This window comes from Microcoleus vaginatus PCC 9802 (assembly GCA_022701275.1).
Classification (GTDB): Bacteria; Cyanobacteriota; Cyanobacteriia; order Cyanobacteriales; family Microcoleaceae; genus Microcoleus; species Microcoleus vaginatus_A.
In genome coordinates, this window is record CP031740.1 from 1,409,774 (window position 1) to 1,430,122 (window position 20,349).

Annotated in this window: 11 protein-coding genes and 1 CRISPR repeat array; of the genes, 2 read left to right on the top strand and 9 right to left on the bottom strand. The window is 45.6% G+C overall.

What is annotated here, in order from left to right:
* Positions 1-303: 303 nt before the first annotated feature.
* A complete protein-coding gene (locus D0A34_05865) occupies positions 304-708 on the bottom strand; it encodes a hypothetical protein (protein UNU22186.1) in 405 nt (134 codons plus the stop codon).
* 353 nt (positions 709-1,061) lie between these two features.
* A complete protein-coding gene (locus D0A34_05870; protein ID UNU18464.1) occupies positions 1,062-2,549 on the bottom strand; it encodes a hypothetical protein in 1,488 nt (495 codons plus the stop codon).
* Between the two features lie 74 nt (positions 2,550-2,623).
* Between D0A34_05870 and D0A34_05875 the strand changes: the two genes are divergently transcribed.
* The gene (locus D0A34_05875) at positions 2,624-4,285 is read left to right on the top strand and encodes a glycosyltransferase family 39 protein (GenBank protein UNU18465.1); all 1,662 of its coding nucleotides are present in this window, start codon (positions 2,624-2,626) and stop codon (positions 4,283-4,285) included.
* Positions 4,286-5,427: 1,142 nt separating this feature from the next.
* Positions 5,428-6,502: a CRISPR direct-repeat array (repeat unit 36 nt; unit sequence GTTTCCATTCAATTAGTTTCCCCAACGAGTGGGGAG).
* A gap of 299 nt (positions 6,503-6,801) precedes the next feature.
* Here the strand turns inward: D0A34_05875 and D0A34_05880 are convergent.
* Genes D0A34_05880 through D0A34_05905 form a run of 6 tightly spaced genes read right to left on the bottom strand, consistent with a single transcriptional unit; the run spans position 6,802 to position 14,194 of the window.
* Complete coding sequence (locus D0A34_05880) at positions 6,802-8,373, bottom strand: hypothetical protein (protein UNU22187.1); 1,572 nt, start codon at positions 8,371-8,373, stop codon at positions 6,802-6,804.
* Positions 8,373-10,118 (bottom strand): RAMP superfamily protein, encoded by a 1,746-nt coding sequence (locus tag D0A34_05885; protein ID UNU18466.1) that lies wholly within the window; start codon positions 10,116-10,118, stop codon positions 8,373-8,375. The genes D0A34_05880 and D0A34_05885 overlap by 1 nt, the downstream gene beginning before the upstream one ends.
* Entirely contained in the window at positions 10,115-10,540 is a 426-nt protein-coding gene (locus D0A34_05890) for a hypothetical protein (protein ID UNU18467.1), read from the bottom strand. The genes D0A34_05885 and D0A34_05890 overlap by 4 nt, the downstream gene beginning before the upstream one ends.
* Positions 10,540-11,370, bottom strand: a complete 831-nt coding sequence (locus D0A34_05895) for a type III-B CRISPR module RAMP protein Cmr4 (protein ID UNU18468.1) — start codon at positions 11,368-11,370, stop codon at positions 10,540-10,542. The genes D0A34_05890 and D0A34_05895 overlap by 1 nt, the downstream gene beginning before the upstream one ends.
* Positions 11,346-12,488, bottom strand: coding sequence for a CRISPR-associated protein (locus tag D0A34_05900; GenBank protein UNU22188.1), 1,143 nt, complete (start codon positions 12,486-12,488; stop codon positions 11,346-11,348). The genes D0A34_05895 and D0A34_05900 overlap by 25 nt, the downstream gene beginning before the upstream one ends.
* Complete coding sequence (locus D0A34_05905; protein ID UNU18469.1) at positions 12,467-14,194, bottom strand: CRISPR-associated protein Cmr2; 1,728 nt, start codon at positions 14,192-14,194, stop codon at positions 12,467-12,469. The genes D0A34_05900 and D0A34_05905 overlap by 22 nt, the downstream gene beginning before the upstream one ends.
* A gap of 248 nt (positions 14,195-14,442) precedes the next feature.
* Here D0A34_05905 and D0A34_05910 point away from each other — a divergent pair, with 248 nt between their 5' ends.
* Positions 14,443-15,621 (top strand): WYL domain-containing protein, encoded by a 1,179-nt coding sequence (locus D0A34_05910; GenBank protein ID UNU18470.1) that lies wholly within the window; start codon positions 14,443-14,445, stop codon positions 15,619-15,621.
* Between the two features lie 110 nt (positions 15,622-15,731).
* Here the strand turns inward: D0A34_05910 and D0A34_05915 are convergent, their stop codons facing one another.
* Positions 15,732-20,297 (bottom strand): response regulator, encoded by a 4,566-nt coding sequence (locus D0A34_05915; GenBank protein UNU18471.1) that lies wholly within the window; start codon positions 20,295-20,297, stop codon positions 15,732-15,734.
* Positions 20,298-20,349: the final 52 nt, after the last annotated feature.

Sequence of the window (20,349 nt, forward strand, 5' to 3'; positions counted from 1 at the left end):
GATATTCGATACACCCAAATACTGATGCTAAGGGGGTTTGGCCGCATTTACTAAGAGTAAAAACTCTGATATTAAATAGAGGTTAATGGCTGGGGAGCAATTTGTTTGTAGGCGGGTGCGGACACTTTGAGGACTGCCCTCGTCCCTAAAAACGGGATTAAAATTATTCAGGGGGATTTGATAGGATTGCAGGTTGAGTCCGAGCAAATCGTTGATTGCGATCGCGCCTGCCTCCCTAATTACAATTGCATTCGAGTCCAGTCGCCCTCGGTACGTTCCACACCCTCCATTAAATCACTCTCCTTAATTAGCAAACAGTCGATCGCGCCCACCGCCGTTGCTGAGTGTATCACTATCTCGATCGGCATAACACGAACCAATGCCGCTGTTTTGAGTCAGAGAACTATGCGATTTTGGCAATTGACTTTTGTATGGTTCTAGGTAATCTGAAGTGAAGATAACAGAGCCTAATTGCAGTTGACCCGAGCTTTCCCTAAAAGTTGTGCGAACTTTGTCAATCTCTCTAAGGATAGAGGCATATTTTTGAAGTGCCGAGGTAATTTTCTCGATGCAGTCAGATTCCCCAGCCAAAATTCCGGAAACACAATATCCACCGTTATTAATGCTGGAGTCCTTGAATACAAAGCTTTTGGATGGGGGATTTGCGTATTCCGAGGCGGGAGTCGTTTCCCTTAAAGAAGTCAACATATTCCGTCCTCCAAAAGTGAGTTGAGCGCTAGATAAACCCCTGGGATCAGACCGCCAGAAGCTGCCAGCTACCTTGTTTATTTCGCTCATTCTTATTTAACCTATCTCTTAGTTTCCCCTATTTCTGCAGCACTGCCATCCGCGATCGCACGGAATTTACATTCTGCGTGTTTTCCCTGACTTCCGGCAAACGCGCAATTACCTATCGATCCGATATCCTATCCGTGATACCACTTTAAAAAAAAAATCCAACTGTAAGCCGGTGCTTCAAACCTCGATAGTCTGCACTCATTCCCCTATCTAAAATCTAAAGGGGTATGACAGTTAGCTGATTGGCCTCGCAACTGCACCGCTCAAGATTCTGTGGAAGATGGCGGTTTTTTCCCTGCATTGCGAATATTAATAATCTTGTTGAGCGCCTCAAACCAAAAAGCAGCCCCCATAGAAATAGCTACGCCGCTCAATATCCAACCAAACAATTTTGCCATCAACGCCGGCCACAATAAATTGCCCTGCTTATCTCTATCTAAGCTGTTCTGTTCGCTCCATCCAAAAGGCAGAGCTACCTGATCCAAAGCTCGATCGACATCCTTTTGAACTTGTGTCAGACTGCTTAAATTATTTGATTTAGTCTTAGCATTGTTTGCCACCAACTGCTGAGCATACAAGTTAACATTCGATCGCAGCATCGAATCCTTCGACAGCCGATCAATAATATTAATGGTATCAGCATTAGCAGCGACAGCAATCGCAGTTCCGAGCAAAATAGCCACCCCTCGGGCATTCCGCTTGTAAACCCCAGAAGCACGCTGCATCGATTGGTCAAACCAAATTTCAATTTCTTGCTGAAACCGCTGCAACTGCTCTTGAGTATCTCCCCCGCCTTTTTCAGCGCGCTGCGCTAAAAGATAAAGGCTGCGTTTCAAAGAGTCTGGCATACTGTCCAAGGTTTGTTGAATTTGTTGGTAAATCGGACTGTCCTCTTTTAGCTCCATAATTTCGCCTACCGTATCTTGACTTTTTTTAACAGTATTTAACAGATTGCTCAAACTCGGTTGCAGTTGCCCTAGCAGCGCCGCCCGCTCAAATTTGCTGTCAAAACGAGCCTTAACAAATGCCATATGCCTCTGAAAATCTCTCCCTGCCAGCTCGGCTTCAGGCAGATAAACCTGAGAGTCCTTAATATAAAATCCCAGCTTTTCCGACATCCTATCCAAGCTGTTGTTCAAACTTACCAACTCGTTTTTATAATCTTCAATAACTCGATTAAACTCCGCAGTCAGCCAGCCAAATTCTTGCTCGATAATCGGTTTAGTAGAGTGCGGCAGATTCAGACTCTCTCCTATCCTTTTAATTTGTGCCAACTGTAAATTCTTAAATCTTTCTAATCTCGTTTTAGAAATAGAGCTGAGCAAACTAGAAATCTTTAAAGTATCCAAAAGGCTAGCAGAAAAACACTCGGCTGGAATATAAGAAGGTCCACTGGATTTATTGCCGAAAACATTTTTAGTACCCGTAACTCCGTGGTAAAAATCTCCCATGCGGTGCGTAACAGAACGGAATCCCTCGGATAAAAGCCCTTTCGCGCCCTGATTCAAATCCTTGATCATGGGATTGGTGTAAATCGAATTTGCCAATTGTCCGACTCGCTTAAATTGCATGGGATCTTTCGCGCCTTCGCTGCCACCAGAAATCAGCACTTCGATCGACTTCTTTAAATGTTCCGCGCGCCACTGCAAAACAGTAGCAATCAGTTCCTGAATTTCCGAAGCTAGCAAGCTTAAAGTCAGGTAGATAAAGACTAAGCCAATGATAATATCTATAATTACAGGCAAGTTCATGGTATTTTCCTAGTCGCAAATAACTGCTGTCTAAGTTTACCTTCAGTTTGGGACGCTCAAAACTCTCTTAACTTATGTCAGAAATCTTTCCATTCCTGGGCCACAAACCGAAAAATCGCTGGAATGACAACTTTACAGACAAAGTGTGGATGCTGGCTTTTCTGTTGGCTGCAGTGCTGATTTTCGGGCTGAATCTGGGCGGCGTGGCTTTGCGGGATTGGGATGAAGGCATTGCAGCGCAGGTAAGCCGCGAAATTTGGCGCGGCAACTTAAATTGGCTGTATCCGACGATCGACTCAATGCCTTATGTCAACAAACCGCCGCTAGTACACTGGCTAATCGGGCTGTGTTTTGCAGCAGGCGGTGTCAGCGAATGGACGGCGAGGTTGGTACCGGCGATGCTGACAGCCACTTCAGTGCCCTTGCTTTACGCCATTGGCAGGGAGTTGTTTCCCAGACGGTCGATCGCCATTTTTTCTGCCTTCGTTTATCTGACGCTGTTACCGGTGGTGCGGCATGGACGTTTGGCGATGTTGGATGGGGCGGTTTTGTGTTTTTTGCTGGGGGCGATGTGGTGTTTGCTACGATCGCGCCGGGATTTGCGCTACGCTTTGGGCGCGGGGATTGGGTTCGGACTCATTTGCCTGACTAAGGGCGTGATGTTGGGGCTGCTGTTGGCTGCTGTTGGCTGTATTTTTTTGGTTTGGGATACCCCGCGACTCCTCACTTCTGGGTATCTTTGGGGCGGATTGGCGATCGGAACTTTGCCAGTAGCTGCTTGGTATTTTGCCCAATGGCTGCACTACGGCCAATATTTCATCCACACTAATTTAGTTAACGAATCTTTCCGGCGCATTTCGGAACCTGTGAGCAGTCACAGAGGCCCGCCTTGGTATTATCTTTTAGAAATTTTAAAATTAGCTTGGCCCTGGCAGTTATTTTGGCTGCAAGGGCTGCGTTTGAGTTGGGAAAATCGCAGTTTTCCCGGGCCAAAATTAGTATTGGTTTGGACGGGAGTATATCTGCTGGCTATTTCTGTGATGAATACTAAATTACCGTGGTATGTTTTGCCAATTTATCCAGCTTTTGCTCTTGCAGTTGGCAGTTATCTCGCTGAAGTTTGGGAGCAACTGTGGCTCCCGCCAGAGCCGGTCAAAGAGGAAGCAGAAGAACGTTTTGATGCTATTTCTTTGTTGCCTCATCCCGCGATTTTGGCAGTGCTGGCTGTAGTTGCTGTCGTCGGTTGCGTGTACTTCAGTGGCTGGGTACCGATCGGGGGACAAATTATGGCTCCCGAGCGTGATTTGCAGTTAATGCTGATGGTTGTAGCTTTGACAATGACAATGGCTGCAGTGTTGCTGCACCGCAAAGACCGGCAGTTTATATTAGTTTTAATTTGGGGAACTTACCTGACGCTATTGGTATTGGTGGCTTCAGATAACTGGGTTTGGGAACTGGCGGAGGATTATCCCGTTAAGCCGATCGCCGAAATTGTCCGCACAGGAACTCCGGCGGGTCAACAAGTGTTTACTTCTCACCGCTTGGGCCGTCCATCGCTGAATTTTTACAGTGAACGCCAAGTTATTGTCGCCGACGCGCCGACGCTCAAACAGAAATGGCAATCTCATCCTCCACCTTATTTTCTGTTAGAAAAACCAGTTTTCAAACATTTAGGTTTGCAGAATGCTGAGATTGTCAAAACAGCGGACGATTGGGTTTTGGTCACTCGAAAATAAGTGATCGTGTGTGCCCCAATTCTCGTAGGGCCGGATTTCACCAACCATCTATGTCAGAAACCAACAATATAATAAACCCGCCCCCACCCAACGACTGAGAATAGTTATATTTTGCCCCGATTATGGGGCTTTTTTTTGTGCTTGTTAATTCTTCGCAACTAGGATTGATTGCAGAAATTTGAGTTGTAAAAGTTTGTCTTTGGAGTTTTCCAGAGCTTAAAAATTTAGAGATTTTGGCACTACAGAAGGCTCTGATTTTTTAATTTCTGTTTGCGGTGTCGGGTGGAGTCGAAGCCTCCTTCGATTCCGCATTAATAGAAGACCTCGACAAAATTTGTCTTAGCTACCTATTTCTAGGCAGTGCCGACTTAAATTTAAGTGCCGTAACCCTTCGGCTGGGGGGATAGGACGATGCCTTAGGGACGGCTTTCTATGCGGTAGAGGCGTCCCCCAAAATTAGACTATTAGAAATCTAGTCTTTTGTCAACAGCTATTTATGGTTTCCCTTAAACTGTCGCATTAATAGAAGAATTCCACTGGGTTTTGGTAACTCGAAAATAAGCGATCGTGTGTGCCCAAATTCTCGTAGGGGCGGGTTTCACCAACCATCTATGTCAGAAACCAACAATATAATAAACCCGCCCCCACCCAACGACTGAGAATAGTTATATTTTGCCCCGATTATGGGGCTTTTTTTTGTGCTTGTTAATTCTTCGCAACTCGGATTGATTGCAGAAATTTGAGTGGTAAAAGTTGGTCTTTGGAGTTTTCCAGAGGTTAAAGATTTAGAGCTTTTGGCACTACAGAAGGCTCTGATTTTTTAATTTCTGTTTGCGGTGTCGGGGGGGGTCGAAGCCTCCTTCGATTCCGCATTAATAGAGACTTCGACTAAATTTGTCTTAGCTACCTATTTCTAGGCAGTGACAATGTAAGTTGCTACACAGTGACAATGTAAGTGGCGTAACCCTTCGACTGGGGGATAGAACGATGCCTTAAAGACGTTATTCTATGCGGTAGAGGCGTCCCCTAAAGGCATCCCCCCAAAACTACACTATTAGAAATCTAGTCTTTTGTCAACAGCTATTTATGGTTGCCCTTAAACTGTCGCATTAATAGAAGACTTCCACTAATTTTGTTTTAGCGTTTCCATTCAATTAGTTTCCCCAACGAGTGGGGAGATATCAAAACCCAGTCCTTAAAAGATTTCAATCGGCTGGTAATGTTTCCATTCAATTAGTTTCCCCAACGAGTGGGGAGGCAAAATCAAACTAAGTTATGTCTTTCTAAGTCTAAAGTTTCCATTCAATTAGTTTCCCCAACGAGTGGGGAGTAGAGAAGTACAACACATAATTCGAGTTTTGAAAGCACATGAACTAGCGTTTCCATTCAATTAGTTTCCCCAACGAGTGGGGAGTTGATTGTGATCGCATCATTTACATCAGCAAAGATCACCGCAAGTTTCCATTCAATTAGTTTCCCCAACGAGTGGGGAGTCTTCGTTCCCCGGTCTTTGTCGGTTGTGCTCGTGGCGTTGATGCTGCTTTGTTTCCATTCAATTAGTTTCCCCAACGAGTGGGGAGTTGAAAATTATCGAAATGCTTGAAGGAGCGGTCAAACTGTTTCCATTCAATTAGTTTCCCCAACGAGTGGGAAGTCCGATCAAGATTTGTGAAAAGTCCCGACGGATTGGCATTAGTTGGGCGGATGCGTTTCCATTCAATTAGTTTCCCCAACGAGTGGGGAGTCTTTCGATCCTCGTGAAAAATGGGCGTACCAGATATTCAAGTTTCCATTCAATTAGTTTCCCCAACGAGTGGGGAGTAAAACAAGCCCTAATCAATAGGGTTCACAGATTGCGACTAGATATGTTTCCATTCAATTAGTTTCCCCAACGAGTGGGGAGTTGCTAGCGGTTTTTCCGCTAGTAGCTTCCGTCTGGGAAATTGCAGATGCGTTTCCATTCAATTAGTTTCCCCAACGAGTGGGGAGTATGGCGCAGATACGCAAGTCAATGATCGAGAATACTACACTACAGTTTCCATTCAATTAGTTTCCCCAACGAGTGGGGAGTGGGGATTACAAGTTTCGTGGTGAGTGGTTGAAAAATGAGTTTCCATTCAATTAGTTTCCCCAACGAGTGGGGAGTACACTTGGATCGTGATGGATGTCGCCGGAGCAAAGTTTCCATTCAATTAGTTTCCCCAACGAGTGGGGAGTCCTCCACATTAAACCTCATACAGCGCAAGATGTCTACAGGCAGTTTGCGAGGGGGTCGAAAATTTTCCTGACTAACGCCGCCCATCTCCGGCTCAAAATAGCTGAAACCCTTGTCCAGCAATATATCGAGGGGGTCAACCGCAGAATCAGTATTTTAGCGATTTGCGTACCCCCTCGCAAGTTTCAGATAATCACAGACTTCGGCAACTCAGTAATTGATGGGCCCACACCCCAAGTTTCCTCCTGACTCAAAGTATGGCGCGACACCGGATAAAAGCGGATGCTGCGATATATCAATTTTAGGTTGGAATGTTGTTAGGGTCGATCGCCTCTACTAATTCCTCATGCACTTTCGCCATCAAACTAGCTTCTTCAAGCGATGTAAATTCTTGTAGCAAATCTGGTTTGGCAATAAAATTCATGCAGCTTAAAATCCGCTGTTTCCACTCATCTTTATTTTGAGTATCCCAAGCAGCAAAAACCTCTGATTCTTGTAAACCTTCTAGACGATGAAAGCAATTATTGCGTTCTTTTTTAGCAACTTCCCAAACAGTTTTAATGTCGGGATGGTTTTGCCAATCAGGTCGAGCTTGTTTTAGCAACTCATAAAGTTGATCGCCATACAGTCCTAAACTGCGCCATTTTTGAAAGTTTTTTTGCAGATTTTCAGAGAGTGCATTTAAGTAGTTAGGTAATTCTTGACAAATGGAAATCTTAATTTGAAGTCCATAGGTTGGATGTTGAACGATGTGAGAACGAAAACGCTTTTCCGCCCATTTAATAATCGAGCCTTCAGCAGCACGGAAGCTATGAAATAACGCATCAACCGTACTGCCTTGTTCCAAGCGAATCCAAGCGAGATAGATTGATTCATATCCTGACTGATACCACGGAAAATTATGGACTGGTAACAATTTGCGATCGGCTAAAATTTTCTTGAATTTTTGAAATTCAGCAAAATTCCACTGTTCACCTGCATCTAGTAAATCTTTGATGCGTTTCTCTTTAGGATTATTTGGAGCTATTTTAGTCAGCCCTAAAATATCGCGAACACCTGCATAGTCATGCCGCTCCAAAAGTGCATTTGCTTCCTGTAGTTGAATAGCTCCGAGATAAGTAGAACGAGGTATCTTACGAGTTTCTAGATTATACTCATTGCTAACTAAAAACTCGACATTGTTTCTAAACCGTGCCAAGGTGACAAACTGTACAGCCGATGAAATTGCTGGAGTTCCTGCTTGATGGCTAACATATACCGTCTTAATTTCTTCATTTTTGATTTCTTCACCATCAAACTTAAAACTGTGTAGCTTTTCACGAACCAAGTCGAGAACGTAGTTCCAATCATCTAGTCCTTTATCCGCAGATGTCGGAGACAAAAAAACTGGTTTGCATTTTGCTTCCGGGAATTTCTCCTGAAAATACCTCTTCAAAATAGGCTCCAACTTGCAGGTATCTTGCCAGTAAGCACATTTCGGTTTCCGTCTCGCTTTGTTATCTTTGAAAATCTCAGATTGATCTGTTAGTATAATAGCGATCGCATCTGGGTGAGATATTTTGAACTCTCCCAGAAAATTATCTAGCAGGGGAAAGGTTAAATACGACCAAATTTCATCTTGTACTTTCAAAGAACTTGACTCATAAACCGTCCCCAAAGCTCTTGCTTCAATCCGGTAAGACTCATCACTCTTATTAGAAGATGTCTTGGGTACAAAAATTAGATCGTGGCACTCTTCCTTAATCGCCTCATCATACCATTCAGACCAAACCTTATCGCTTCTTTGCTTCTCAGTTAGGCCCTTTTCACGATTTATTTGCTCGCTCTCAAGTTGCACATCACTGCTACCGATTGTGACAATCCAAATATTCATCATTGCTCCTCTCCCCACAGTAGGTTAAATCCATCAGGTTGGGTATTCAGAAAATCCAAAAAATCATTTGACTCCCTTGAACCATCTGGAAAGAGCGCGATCAGTTCCAAATAGCGAGGAGTTGGTTTAATAATCGGCTTTCTCGGATTTTCAGGATTGTTTTTAACAACGATCAAAGGGTAAAGCCGATGCCAGATCAGACTAATTTGCTTAAGGCTTCCTGTTACAGATGATGGATAAATTGAGCCTTCTCGCTGAATGCCTGGTATTTTTTGTTGGTATGGTTCGTGAAACCAGCGCACGGCCGCACTTTCATCAGTATTGTCTGCAATTCGACCCCAAACCTGAACATTACTTGGATGCCAAGCTTCTCGCCAATCTTTTGCCCATTCAGTTTGTCGTAGCGGCTTGTTTTGAGATTGTATCCACTCTCTAGCTATTTGTCGGACTCTCTCTAAAAATTCACCTACCTTCTCTAATCGGCTAACCTGCACATTTCGTGATTGTGTATTCTCTCCTAACCATTGCCAGTGACAACCAATCAATGCTTTGTAGTTATTTTCGTAATATTCTTCAAAAAATTTGCGGTGATCCACTCGCCGCCATGATTTACCAAATCCTCCCATAACCATTGCAAACTGCATTAACTTGCTAACCAACTTTTTCAGAAGAGATTCTTGTTCGGGGTCAGATAATGGTTTAGCTAAAAACCAAATCAGTTCTCCCTCAACTTCGCAGGCAGGTTGAGCATACTTCCCAGAACCAAAAGATTTTATCTCTAATTTAGAAGCATGAAATTGGAACCCTAGCAACCCGACAGTTGCTTCTTTTTGCTGGATACCTCCAAACAAGTTCTGTACTAATTCTTCGGCGGTTTTACTATCTGTTAGGCCGCCAAAAATCCTTAAGGCATGACCGCGCAGTGCAGATCGAAAAATGTTAGGACGAAACTCTCCCGTACCATCAATCCGTTTAGCAGCTTGTCCTTGTCCTTTGAGTTTTGCCCGATAAACAATCGGGTGAGAAGTTTTGGTAATTTGTCCGTAACCTGTAGAGACTTTTGAACCTAATCCGGCCGCGATGGCTGCTTCCCAAATTTGCCAAATTTGCTGCCACCGATCCGATGATAGCGGTTTAGAACAGGAGATAGCAAATCTTAGGGTCGGCTGGTAAAGAGAAACTTGAGCATATGCACTCTCCCCTCTTGGTTTCTCATCAGTATCGCGAGTCATAACTTGCCAACCCTGTTGAGGATGAACTAAGTCTAGTAAGCCTTGTGTCCAATCATTAGTAGGATAAGCGCCCTGAAACCGCAAAATACCTGGTGTAATTTCAGACTCATCGCCGCAATAATTATTACAGGTTCCTAGCGGTATATCACCTGCTTTTTCCGCTTGTTCGCAAGCTTGGCGAAACGCTCCTTTCATACTGCTACCAGGATAAAAGGGCATCCCTGAAGCACCGATTACAGGACGAAGCATTCCATCATCTTGCCCGCCATTGGTGAGAAACCGCCAAGAGATTTGATAAGATTTTGCTCCGTATGTCTCAGTCTGTACGTCTTGTGCATCTTCCGCAGAAATAAACTCAGCTTTGTCAGTCCATTCATCTGCCCACCTTTCAACATCTTGTTGTTCGCCTGCCCTTTTCTTGTCAGGGTCAAGATATTGCAGTTGCGATCGCCCCTGCACCTGTGCCCGAAACATCATGGGAATCTTTTTGTGTGCATTAGGAATCAATTTCATTGACGACCCTCCCGAACTTTATAGCGTTGCGTCCACCACACAAGACAATCGCACAATTGAGTCAAAACTGCGATCGCCACTCGCTGATCTTCCACAGGCAATGCCCAGAGACTTTCAGACATCGCCTGAATTTCTCTAGTCGGAATCTTGCCATTACTATCAGGATGTAAAGGCTCGTTGGGAATTGTCACCCCTCCCTTCTCCATGATTGTTTCTAGAGCGTCCCAGGTTTCTTTCCAGAAAATTGATTTGTTTTCTTCTTTACCTTTAAGTCGCAAGTGCTCGCCCCAAAAGCGCTCTAACCCATAAGCTACAGCCATTCGCATATTATGGGACTGGTTGAGGGATTTTGGATCGCGCTCCCGTGCGTTGAGCACTAACTTTTGAGCAGCGCGATCGAGTTCGTAAGATTTCCAACCCATTACTGATAATCTCCTGAAAGCGATACAAGACAACGACCAAAACCAATTGATTCCAAACCGCCGAAATATAACTCTGATGAATTCTCATTTTCACCAAAGGGTTTCCAATCGGTTTGCTTCAACGCGATCGGAAATACTAAAATACTTCCTTCTGGCAAAGCTTCAGTATTGAAAAAAGCACCACCATCAACTTTTTTTTCGTTGGGTTTTTCTTTCGATCCCAATTTGACGCGACTCTGGCGATACAGTGCCATATCGTGCAGCATCGCAATATCGTTATCGTGAACCACGACTAACTTATTAGCATCTAAATCTGTCGTCTCCGCGGGAATCCAAGCTGATAAATCCTCCTCATGCTCAATTTCAAGAAACCCTAGATTGAAAAAGAGAATTTTGCCTCGGTCTTTCATTGGCCGACCCTGTAAACCTTTCTGTGCCGTGTAAGGTTCAGGAATATCTGCTGTCACGCCTGCAATGCGTTTAAACCGTTTCAACAGTAGAGGGCAACTTACCCAAACTACAGGCTGGCCAGGACAGAACACCGGGAACCAAACCAGTGAAGCATATTCAAACTTCACAAGTGCTTCGGTTGTCCCGCCATCCGAACGACCATCAACGGCTTCATGTCCGTACCATATTTGTTCTTCGCCCGGTTCCCTATCTCTCAAATCTGCGCGAAACCGTCCCCGAATAGAACTGCCTGGAATAATCCCTGTTTGCGTAAACTGATCGCGAAAAATCAGGTTGAGATTGCCCGTTTCTTCCCCTGCGGTTGCCCCAACATGGACAGGTGCAAGGGTTTCAATTACTCCGTAAGCTTTGCGGTACATTGCGGTAATCCTTGAATATCAATGGGTAAACACAAACCACACCCCAAATGTTTGAGGTGAAATCCTTCTTTTGGGAACCACTCGTCTGGGAAATCCCACCAAGTAAGTTCGAGGGGATGTTTGAAAACATAAACGCTTCCTGCTGGAACGGCGTAGCGTCCCCGGCTGAGTCGCCCGGTTTTTTTGGCATCGCAGCGCGAGCCCTCACCTTCTGTTTCTTCCTCTTTCCTGGAATGACCGATGCGATAGCGGTAGGGAACTGGTTTATCGGTCAACATTTTGAGTCCTTGCCGAGGAAAACTGGGATGGTGAGGGTAACGGTAGGATAATTTATTCGACCCCCAGACTCCAGGTGCAATCAGAGCAAAGGCTTGTTGAATCTTATTCTTAGAGTTAAGTAATCGATTGATTTTGTGTTTTTCTGAGATCAAGTGACTTTCAATTTCCACCAGATGTCCTTCACCGCCCAATCGATACCACCCATTAGGTATTTCATAGTTAGATAGATATACTAAACAGTAATCTTCAGGAATCTGCACGGCGCTTTCTAAGAAAAGTCCGTTCTTTTCGACAACGTGACGCTCCTGGGCCTTGATTTTGGGATGCAGAAAGGAGACAAATTCCCACGGTGCTTTGGCGATCGCTTTTCTTTCTCGCAGTTCTTCGGCGGGTAAATTCCAGGCATCAATCGACTGCCAACTATATTCTGGTTTCAAATCTTTGTTCTGGCGCTCCCACTGATGCTGACCCAGACACCATTTATCCTCATCTGCTCGAACAATCCCTGGTTCATCAGATTTCTTTTTCACAAAAACCCATTCATCATCCTCTTTTTCAGCAATTACTTGATGCCAGGGAATCGGCACGTAGAATTGTTTAGGTGTATCCTGTTTTGCCCAAAAAGGGCCTGAAATTACGAGGTGATCTCTAAGCTCTTGGTGAGAAGCAAACTTCTGTTCGCGATTGGCATTCAAAAACAGTCCAGCGATCGCGGCGCTATCCGGTGGAAACTTACTACCCGATCGCCCGACTAGATTCTCTGGAGACAGAAAAGCTCCCGCACTGCCATACATGAATCCCAAAGGGGAAACCGTAATTAAATATTGGAATTTTGACATAGCTGCCATCCCACTAGAACAAGGTCATCGATCCAATTCACGATCGCAGAGTCAGAGTTATCCCCTGCCAAATCGATCCATTTCCTTTCTTGCTTAAACTTCTCTCCGGCGTTATCGAAATATAAATTGAATAGAGCAAGAGCTAGTTCCTTGTTGATAGAAAGCTCTTCCATTTCTTGAAGTCTAATTGCATGACGCGCTTTTAGTTGCGCCCAATCGTTGTAGATGTGAGTCCAGTTGGGTTTTTCTCCCCAAGTTTTACCATCTCGATCGCGATAAATCCTCAACACATGAAGATAGTCCCAAGGACAAGTCCACTGCACAAATTGACCGCTGTTAAAAACTACTCGAAGTGTAACCCGATCGCGCCCCAAACTTTTTGCCCGTTTTTCCGCCTCCCGACAGTGTTGCAAAATATCTCGCTGTGGAACCTGATGCCCCGCCCAAACAAAACCTACACTATAGGTAAAATCTAGATTAAATTCCTGCTTAATTGTGTTTTGATGATCTTTCCAGTGGTCTTCTAGGGTTAACAACCAATTCAAAGCCTCTATCGGTTTCACTTTCTCAGGCTTTTCTTGTGTATCAGTTTTCTCACTGTAAAGCACTCCGAGAAAGTCATCGCCACCAGCATAGATGACACGACCTTTACCTTGAGGAAATAAATCTTTTTTATTCTGAAAACCTTTTCCCCAATTCCTCATTAACTCAGTGAAGCTTTTGAGGTCATGTTCTTGCTTGTTTTCATCATTTTCAGGGCGCGTGGCAAGTTCTTTAAGCTTATCTCCAACCTTGTCGCCATCGCCCATAAACCAGCCTGTCCAGTATCCGGCTTCACGATTAATATCTTTGAACTCTGGGTCATCTGGTTTCTTCTTCAGTTTCTCGATACCGATGTCATCAGCGATTTTGTCGTAGGTGACTAAACGCTTCACCAATTCTGGAATACTCAGACGCTCGTTAAATGCAATATATTTCCCAATATCATCAGGCTTAGATTTCTCATATTCTCTCAAGTTTTCCAGCGATAGGCTTGGTTTCCCAACCCTGTAATCTGGGTTGTCCAGCAGCCAAGACAATCGGCGATAAAAAAGTTCTTGATCTTCTTGTTCTTGTCTTGTGAGCGATCGCCCTGGTTCTTTTGACTCTTTACCTAGTTGATGCCATGCGATCGCATCTGTCCCAGTCAGACTCGAACTCTCACCCATCCAGTTGATAGCTGTCCAATCTCGCTTTAGCTTGCGAGTCTCCAAGTCATCCATTGCCTTTTTGATGGCTTCTTTTTCAGATTCACCGTATCCCCAAAAAATTTCCCAGGTATAGCTTCCCCATCGTTCCCACTCTCCTTTTTGTCGGCCTTTTTTATCTTCTGTTTGTGACCAGTAATATTGGCCTTTTGGGATGTCAAGATTGTCTTCTATCCACTCGCGGCAAACCTTTAAGATTTCTTGCCATTCTTTTAAGAGAGTATTTTGGACATCATTGCGCTCAAATTTTCCCTTAATGAGAATTCGGTTTGGCATTCCTTCTTGTATAGTAGGCAATCCAGGGGAAATCACCTTAAGTCCTAAAGACTCTGCTTTTTGTACAAGCTTAAAACTCAAAAAAGATAAAATCAGCGAGGCCCCATACAAATCTCGGAGTTTGCGGGATTTCTCGATAAAGCCTTGAACGGGTGCAAAGGCGATCGCAGTGTATGCAGACATAAATTCAATTTTAAGGCGGGCAATGCCCACCTGAATGCTGCTGGTAGTCTCCCAAGTAGCTAACTGCTTAAGCCCTACTCAACTCAATATATCAGCCGAGCCAGCTTCATGTCTCCAAATTCACAATATTTATAAAACTCTTTTCAAAAGCTAAACTGTTGCAAATAAAGGGTTTCAGTTATTTGTATATTTTTATGTCAATATTGTCTTTTACTTGACTTTTCCGGAAGTTACCCGATACACCCCTCATGGCCAAAAAACCCACCCCTCATCACTACGCCGACAAACTAACGTTCGATCGCATCATGCTTCTAATCGCCACATTAGTAAACCATCCCGGAATCGGACACTCGGACACCGAAACATCGGACAGTAAATATCACGATGCTTTGCTAGAAGTGCAATCTCAATTGCAGAAAATTGCCGCCGAATTCAGCATCGAATTTCCCGAAAACTATCCCGCAACTCCCACAATTCGCAAAGACTTAGAAACTTTGCGCCGCTACGGAATCCTGGACAAACGAATGTATCGCTTCGGCTACTATCTCGGTACTGGCGCAATGACTCGCGAAGAACTACTATTCGCATTTCAAGCAATAGCATCTCAAGCCAAATATCAGGGAAATCCCCAAGCCCGCCAAATTTGTGAAAAACTCACTAAACTGTTGCGCGGACTAGATATCGAACTCAAAGGTCAATTGTTTTATCCGGTTCGCGAACACCTAAATCGCGCGATTATTTACACCGATCCTGTAGAAATGCTCGATCGCCAAGAATATCGGAATACCCTATTTCACAAACTAGACATTGTAGAAACAGCAATTGTTCGGGGTCAGGCGATCGAACTTTACCGTCAAAGCGATTATTACGGTAAAGGCAAAGTCGGTTTCCGGCGCATCTGGCCCCTGCAACTGATCTATCACGATATCGCCTGGTACCTGATTTGCGAATCTTGCGACAGCGGGCATTTGAGCGTAGAACGGGTGAATCGCTTTACTGACTGCTGCGAAATAATCGATGCAGAAGGGCGCGGTATAGCCGTACAGGAACAGCGTTTGAAAATAGCTCAAAAGTTGTTAAAAAACGGCTGGGGGCTGTTCTTGGGCAATCCAGAGCAACAGCAGGCTGAATTGGGCGGTACGCTGAAGTTGGAAAAAGTGAAGGTACGGTTTTTTGAGAAAGTGGTGGGATTTATTTTAGAGGGCGATCGGCGGCATCCGCGACAAAAGATTAAAGAAGGCCCGAGGGATAGTTTTGGCAAAGTGGCTTATGTGGATTATCAGATCGATTTGCCCGATCGCTCCCTCAACGAATTCAGTCTGTGGGTGAACAGATATATGGATAGCGCCCAAGTGCTTTCCCCGCCGAGTTTGGTAGAAAAACACCGACAAGCAGCGAGAGATTTAGTCGATCGATACAGCTTGTAATCGTGGGGGCGGGTTTTATCCACCATCACTGTCTAAAACAAACCATTTCAAAAACCCGCCCCCACGCACGAAGAATAGTTAATTAGGACTTGTTAACGATCACTTGTTAATTATTCTGTCATTGTTTCGCTGTACTGCCTTTCTATTTTCAACGCCGTTTCGACTCTTTGATACTCGGCCTCAACCTGTTCTAAAAGCGCGCAGGCCGGATCGGGTAAAGGCTGGTTAGCATTCGTTCCCATGCGGCCCATGATTTCGAGTTCCTCGCACAGCTCAAACAAGCGAAAAGCACCGAGAGTACCGCTAATCGACTTTAAAGAGTGAGCCGATCGCCGCAAAGCCAGCGGATCGGCGTTGCTCAGGGCCATAGAGATGCCTTGCAGCAGTTCGGGAGCTGTTTCGAGGTAAATCTCGATCGCCTCGTCCAAAGCTTCCACTTCTCGCAGTCCCTCTATAATCTTGGCACTCAGGGAATCGTGGCTCTGTGACAAAGCCCGATCGAGATTTGATGCACCCCAATCGACGACTGTCGGCGAATTGGGAATTGTCAGTTGTGGATTTCCTGCAACAGCCACATTCGATCGCACTTGTAATTCACTCGTTCCTCCGATCTGTTCCGCCGGGGCATCCAAACAAACGATCGGCTGCAGGCGATCGAATGCGGAGTTGGATCGAGATTTACACCCGATCAAAGCTCGCACCAACTGCTCAATGGCGATCGGCTTGCTCAAATAGTCGTCCATCCCCGCAGCCATACACTCTTCGCGATCGCCCTGCATCGCATTTGCTGTCATCGCCACAATCCAAGGTCTCGTCGATTTTCGATTTTCGATTTTCGATTTTCGATTGTTAGATTCCTCCTCAGTCAATTTTGGATTTTGGATTCGGGATTTTCGATTATTAGATTGCTCATCTGTTGCGGAAACTTTTGATCCTCCCGTGGGATTTTTGGTCGAGTCTAGATTATTAGATGGCTCATTTGTTACGGAAATTTCTGATTCTCCCGTGTGATTTTCTAAGGTTAAATCTGCTGAAAATTGCTCGCGGATGCGGCGGGTAGTTTCCAATCCGTCCATTTCCGGCATTTGCACATCCATCAGCACCACATCGTAAGGCTGGCGGCGCAAAGCTTCAAGCACTTCGATACCGTTTCCCGCCACATCCGCCCGATACCCCATCCGCTGTAAAATTTGCAAAGCCACCTTCTGGTTCACCAAATGATCGTCAGCCAACAGAATCCGCAGGGGTAAGTCCTCAGCCAGCACGGGTATGCTTTGCAAGAAAGGCCCGCTAGTGCGCTGCCCTTTAAATTCAGTTGTCTGTTCTCCAAAAATATTGATTAAAACATTGTAAAGCTGAGATTGTTTGATGGGTTTATTCAAAAAAGCAGCAAAATCCATCTCCATAGCAGGAGAGTTAATTTCTTGCCTGCCGATCGAAGTTAGCATCACTAACGGCAACTTTTCGCAATCAGGATACCGGCGAATTTGCGCAGCTAAAGCTAACCCGTCCATTTCCGGCATTTGCATATCCAAAACTGCCAAGTCAAACATCTCTTTAGCAGCCAGCCAATCTAAAGCCAAATGAGCCGAAGCTGAAGCCCTAGCCACCATTCCCCAAGACTGAGCTTGGAGAGTCAAAATTCTGCGGTTGGTAGCATTGTCATCGACAATTAAGACTCGCTTGCCAGCTAATTCAGGTTGAGAATTGCTCAAGCTAACTGGTAAGCAACTGTTGCAGGCAGAAACGATCGTACTGAAATAAAAAGTAGAGCCAACGGATTTCGTATTTTGGCCGATCGGCTTGTTGCTGAGTACAGATTTGCCATAGCCATATTTTTCGGCAATTTCGCAAGATTCTCCCCATCCTAAATCAAAAACTGCGGATCTAAAATCGGCAGGAGGATTGCCCGCGACACTACCCATACTTTCCACCCACATCCGGCCGCCCATCATTTCGGCCAAACGCTTGCTAATTGCCAAACCCAATCCGGTACCGCCGTACTGCCGGCTCGTTGAAGAATCAACCTGGCTGAAAGATTTAAATAGCCGATCCATGCGATCGCTCGGAATGCCGATACCGGTATCTTTGACCGCAAAATGTATTTCGTATGCTGGGTTAATTACTACCGGTTCGCCATTAATTGCTGGCGGTTCTTTAGCGTTAGCCGCTGACACTGAAATCTTTTTGGCAGTCACCGCAACCACCACTTCTCCAGCTTCGGTAAATTTAACCGCATTACTGAGCAAGTTGATTAAAATTTGCCTCAAGCGGGTGCTATCGCCGATCGCCGTTGCGGGTACTGCACGATCGATCAAGTAACCCACTTCCAGTTTTTTTTCTGCCGCCTTGGCAGCTACCAAGTCTAGAGATTCCTCAATGCAAGTGCGGATGTCAAACGGATGTTCCTCCAAGTCCAATTTGCCCGACTCAATTTTCGAGAAATCTAGAATATCGTTGATCAGCGTCAGCAAGGCATCGCCGCTGCTGCGGATAGTTTCTACAAAATCGCGCTGTTCGCGAGTTAAGGGGGTATCCAGCAGCAAACCGGTCATGCCGATGACTCCATTCATCGGAGTGCGAATTTCGTGGCTCATGGTGGCTAAAAATTCGCTTTTGGCTCTAGTAGCCGCCAGTGCTTGATCGCGAGCTTTTGCCAAATCTACGTCTGTTTGCTGGCGTTCGAGTTCGCTTCCCACCCACTGAGCCATCAGTTTCACCAACTCTCTGTCTACAACTCGGAACGGTTCTGTCACAGGAGTCGGAGAAAAGAAGCACAGAGTGCCGTAAACTTCACCTGCCACCGTGACAGGAATGCCCATGTAAGCTTCGATTGGGAAAGCTCGATCGTCCCTGTTGAAGGAAAAACCCGAAAATCTTACCGACTCAAAGTAAATCGGTTCTTTTGCCATTGCCGTAGCGACGCAGAAGGTTTTTTCCAGATCGTAGATTTGTTCTTTGACGATCGACCCGTCGGGACACTCAACAGCCATTATTTGATAGTTGTCGCCTTGAATGCGGGACAAAATTCCCACGGACAGGCCTAAATGTCGGCATCCCATTGCCAGCAGTTCTTGGAGGCGCAAATCAAAGGTAGAGAGGTGGTTGAGCGGGTCTGTACGAGGAGCCGAAGTCACTTGGTACAACGCTTTTATTGCAGCTTCGCTTTCTCGCAGTTCTTGTTCTGTTTGCTTCCGCACGCTGATGTCGCGGGAAATGCCGATAATTTCTTGAACTTCGCCGGTTTGGGGATCGCTGATCGTGCGACCGGTGGTTTCAAACCAAATGTATTTGCCGTCTTTGCGGCGGATGCGGTAGCTGACGGTGTAAGTAACTGGGAGCGCCAGGACTTTCCAGTGAGCTTTGGCGATGGTTTCTAAATCGTCGGGGTGAAAATAATCGTTGGGGACGCGGCCGATGAGTTCCGAAGGTTCGTATCCCAGCAAAGCCCGGCTGGCTGGGGAGACGTAAACAAACACGCCTTTGGGATCGTGTCTGGTGATCATGTCGGTTGAGTTTTCGGCCATCAACCGATAGCGGTCTTCGCTTTCATTACGTTCGAGTTGAGAATTGCCCAATGCTTCTAGCATTCGGTTAATGGCGTCGGCCAAGCTTGAGAGTTCATCTGCTCCGGCCATATGAACTCTCAAGCTTGGGTCGCCGTTGGCTGCGATGTTGCTGACGCTGGTGCTCAAGGAAGCCAATCTCGCCAAGACTAATTTTTCTAGCAACAGCAGGGTGATCGCGCTAAATATTAAACCTACTGCCAGTATTGATAAGGTAAACAGCTCCAAGGTAGCCTGACCTTGGCGGGAGATGATGCGATCTGTCTCTACCCGCAGCAGCAACGCTAGGTTGCCGTGGATGTCGCGAATCAGGGCGTATCCTGCGACGAAGGTGTCGCTGAGTGGCTCGACTAAAATTTCTACTGATTTGAGGTGGGAAATTTTGAGTTTGAGATTTTCCAAATCCTGCCTCGATGGAGCCATCGCCTTGGCGCCGTGCGCGGAGTAGTTCGTGGCTCCCACTTTAAAATCCAAACTCGGCAATCTAAAATCTACTGACAGGTGAGTTAGTTTTGAAAGCAAACCGATTTCGCTGCTGTCGAGATAGCGTCCCACGATCAGCATCCCGCGCGGCGGGCCTTGGGCGTTGCTGTTGAAAATCGGCTTTGAAGCAATCAGCAGCGTGGCTTCTGGCAGGGTGAGGACGCCTGTTTTGGCGGCGGGGCGATCGCCAGAACCTGTCGAGGAGTCCAGCAGCCCCTCGGTCAAGTGCTGTTTTAAGCTTTCGGGAATTGGGATTTCGGTTTTGGATTTCAGGTCGAAACCTTTGCTGAAGATCGTCTTACCGTTGGAGTCCAGCAGCACCAATAAGTTTAGTCTCAAGTAAATAAATGTCGAATCGACGAAATTTGACTTGACAAAATTTTCGTTCCGTGTTTCGACGAAAGAGTAAGTATCGTCCCACTCGGCGTAATCTTGGGCGCTGGTGTCTAAATTCGACAAGTCATCATCTAATGCGTCCAAAGCCCGTGCGACATCCTGGCGGACGTACTGTGCCTCCAGGTTGTGAAAATCATGCAGCAAAATAGTTGATGCAGTGGCATAGAGAACCACAATCAGGCTGATCAGCGCTGCACCGATGATTAATAGTGTTTTTTTTCGGAGTTGCATGGCGTCGCCCTCCTCACGGTGCTAATAGGCAACTAGCCAGGAGAGGTTTGAG

Coding starts and splice junctions, on each gene's coding strand:
- D0A34_05895 (UNU18468.1), bottom strand. CDS start 11,370: ATGTACCGCAAAGCTTACGGAGTAATTGAAACCCTTGCACCTGTCCAT.
- D0A34_05865 (UNU22186.1), bottom strand. CDS start 708: ATGTTGACTTCTTTAAGGGAAACGACTCCCGCCTCGGAATACGCAAAT.
- D0A34_05915 (UNU18471.1), bottom strand. CDS start 20,297: ATGCAACTCCGAAAAAAAACACTATTAATCATCGGTGCAGCGCTGATC.
- D0A34_05890 (UNU18467.1), bottom strand. CDS start 10,540: ATGGGTTGGAAATCTTACGAACTCGATCGCGCTGCTCAAAAGTTAGTG.
- D0A34_05870 (UNU18464.1), bottom strand. CDS start 2,549: ATGAACTTGCCTGTAATTATAGATATTATCATTGGCTTAGTCTTTATC.
- D0A34_05885 (UNU18466.1), bottom strand. CDS start 10,118: ATGAAATTGATTCCTAATGCACACAAAAAGATTCCCATGATGTTTCGG.
- D0A34_05905 (UNU18469.1), bottom strand. CDS start 14,194: ATGTCTGCATACACTGCGATCGCCTTTGCACCCGTTCAAGGCTTTATC.
- D0A34_05880 (UNU22187.1), bottom strand. CDS start 8,373: ATGAATATTTGGATTGTCACAATCGGTAGCAGTGATGTGCAACTTGAG.
- D0A34_05900 (UNU22188.1), bottom strand. CDS start 12,488: ATGTCAAAATTCCAATATTTAATTACGGTTTCCCCTTTGGGATTCATG.
- D0A34_05910 (UNU18470.1), top strand. CDS start 14,443: ATGGCCAAAAAACCCACCCCTCATCACTACGCCGACAAACTAACGTTC.
- D0A34_05875 (UNU18465.1), top strand. CDS start 2,624: ATGTCAGAAATCTTTCCATTCCTGGGCCACAAACCGAAAAATCGCTGG.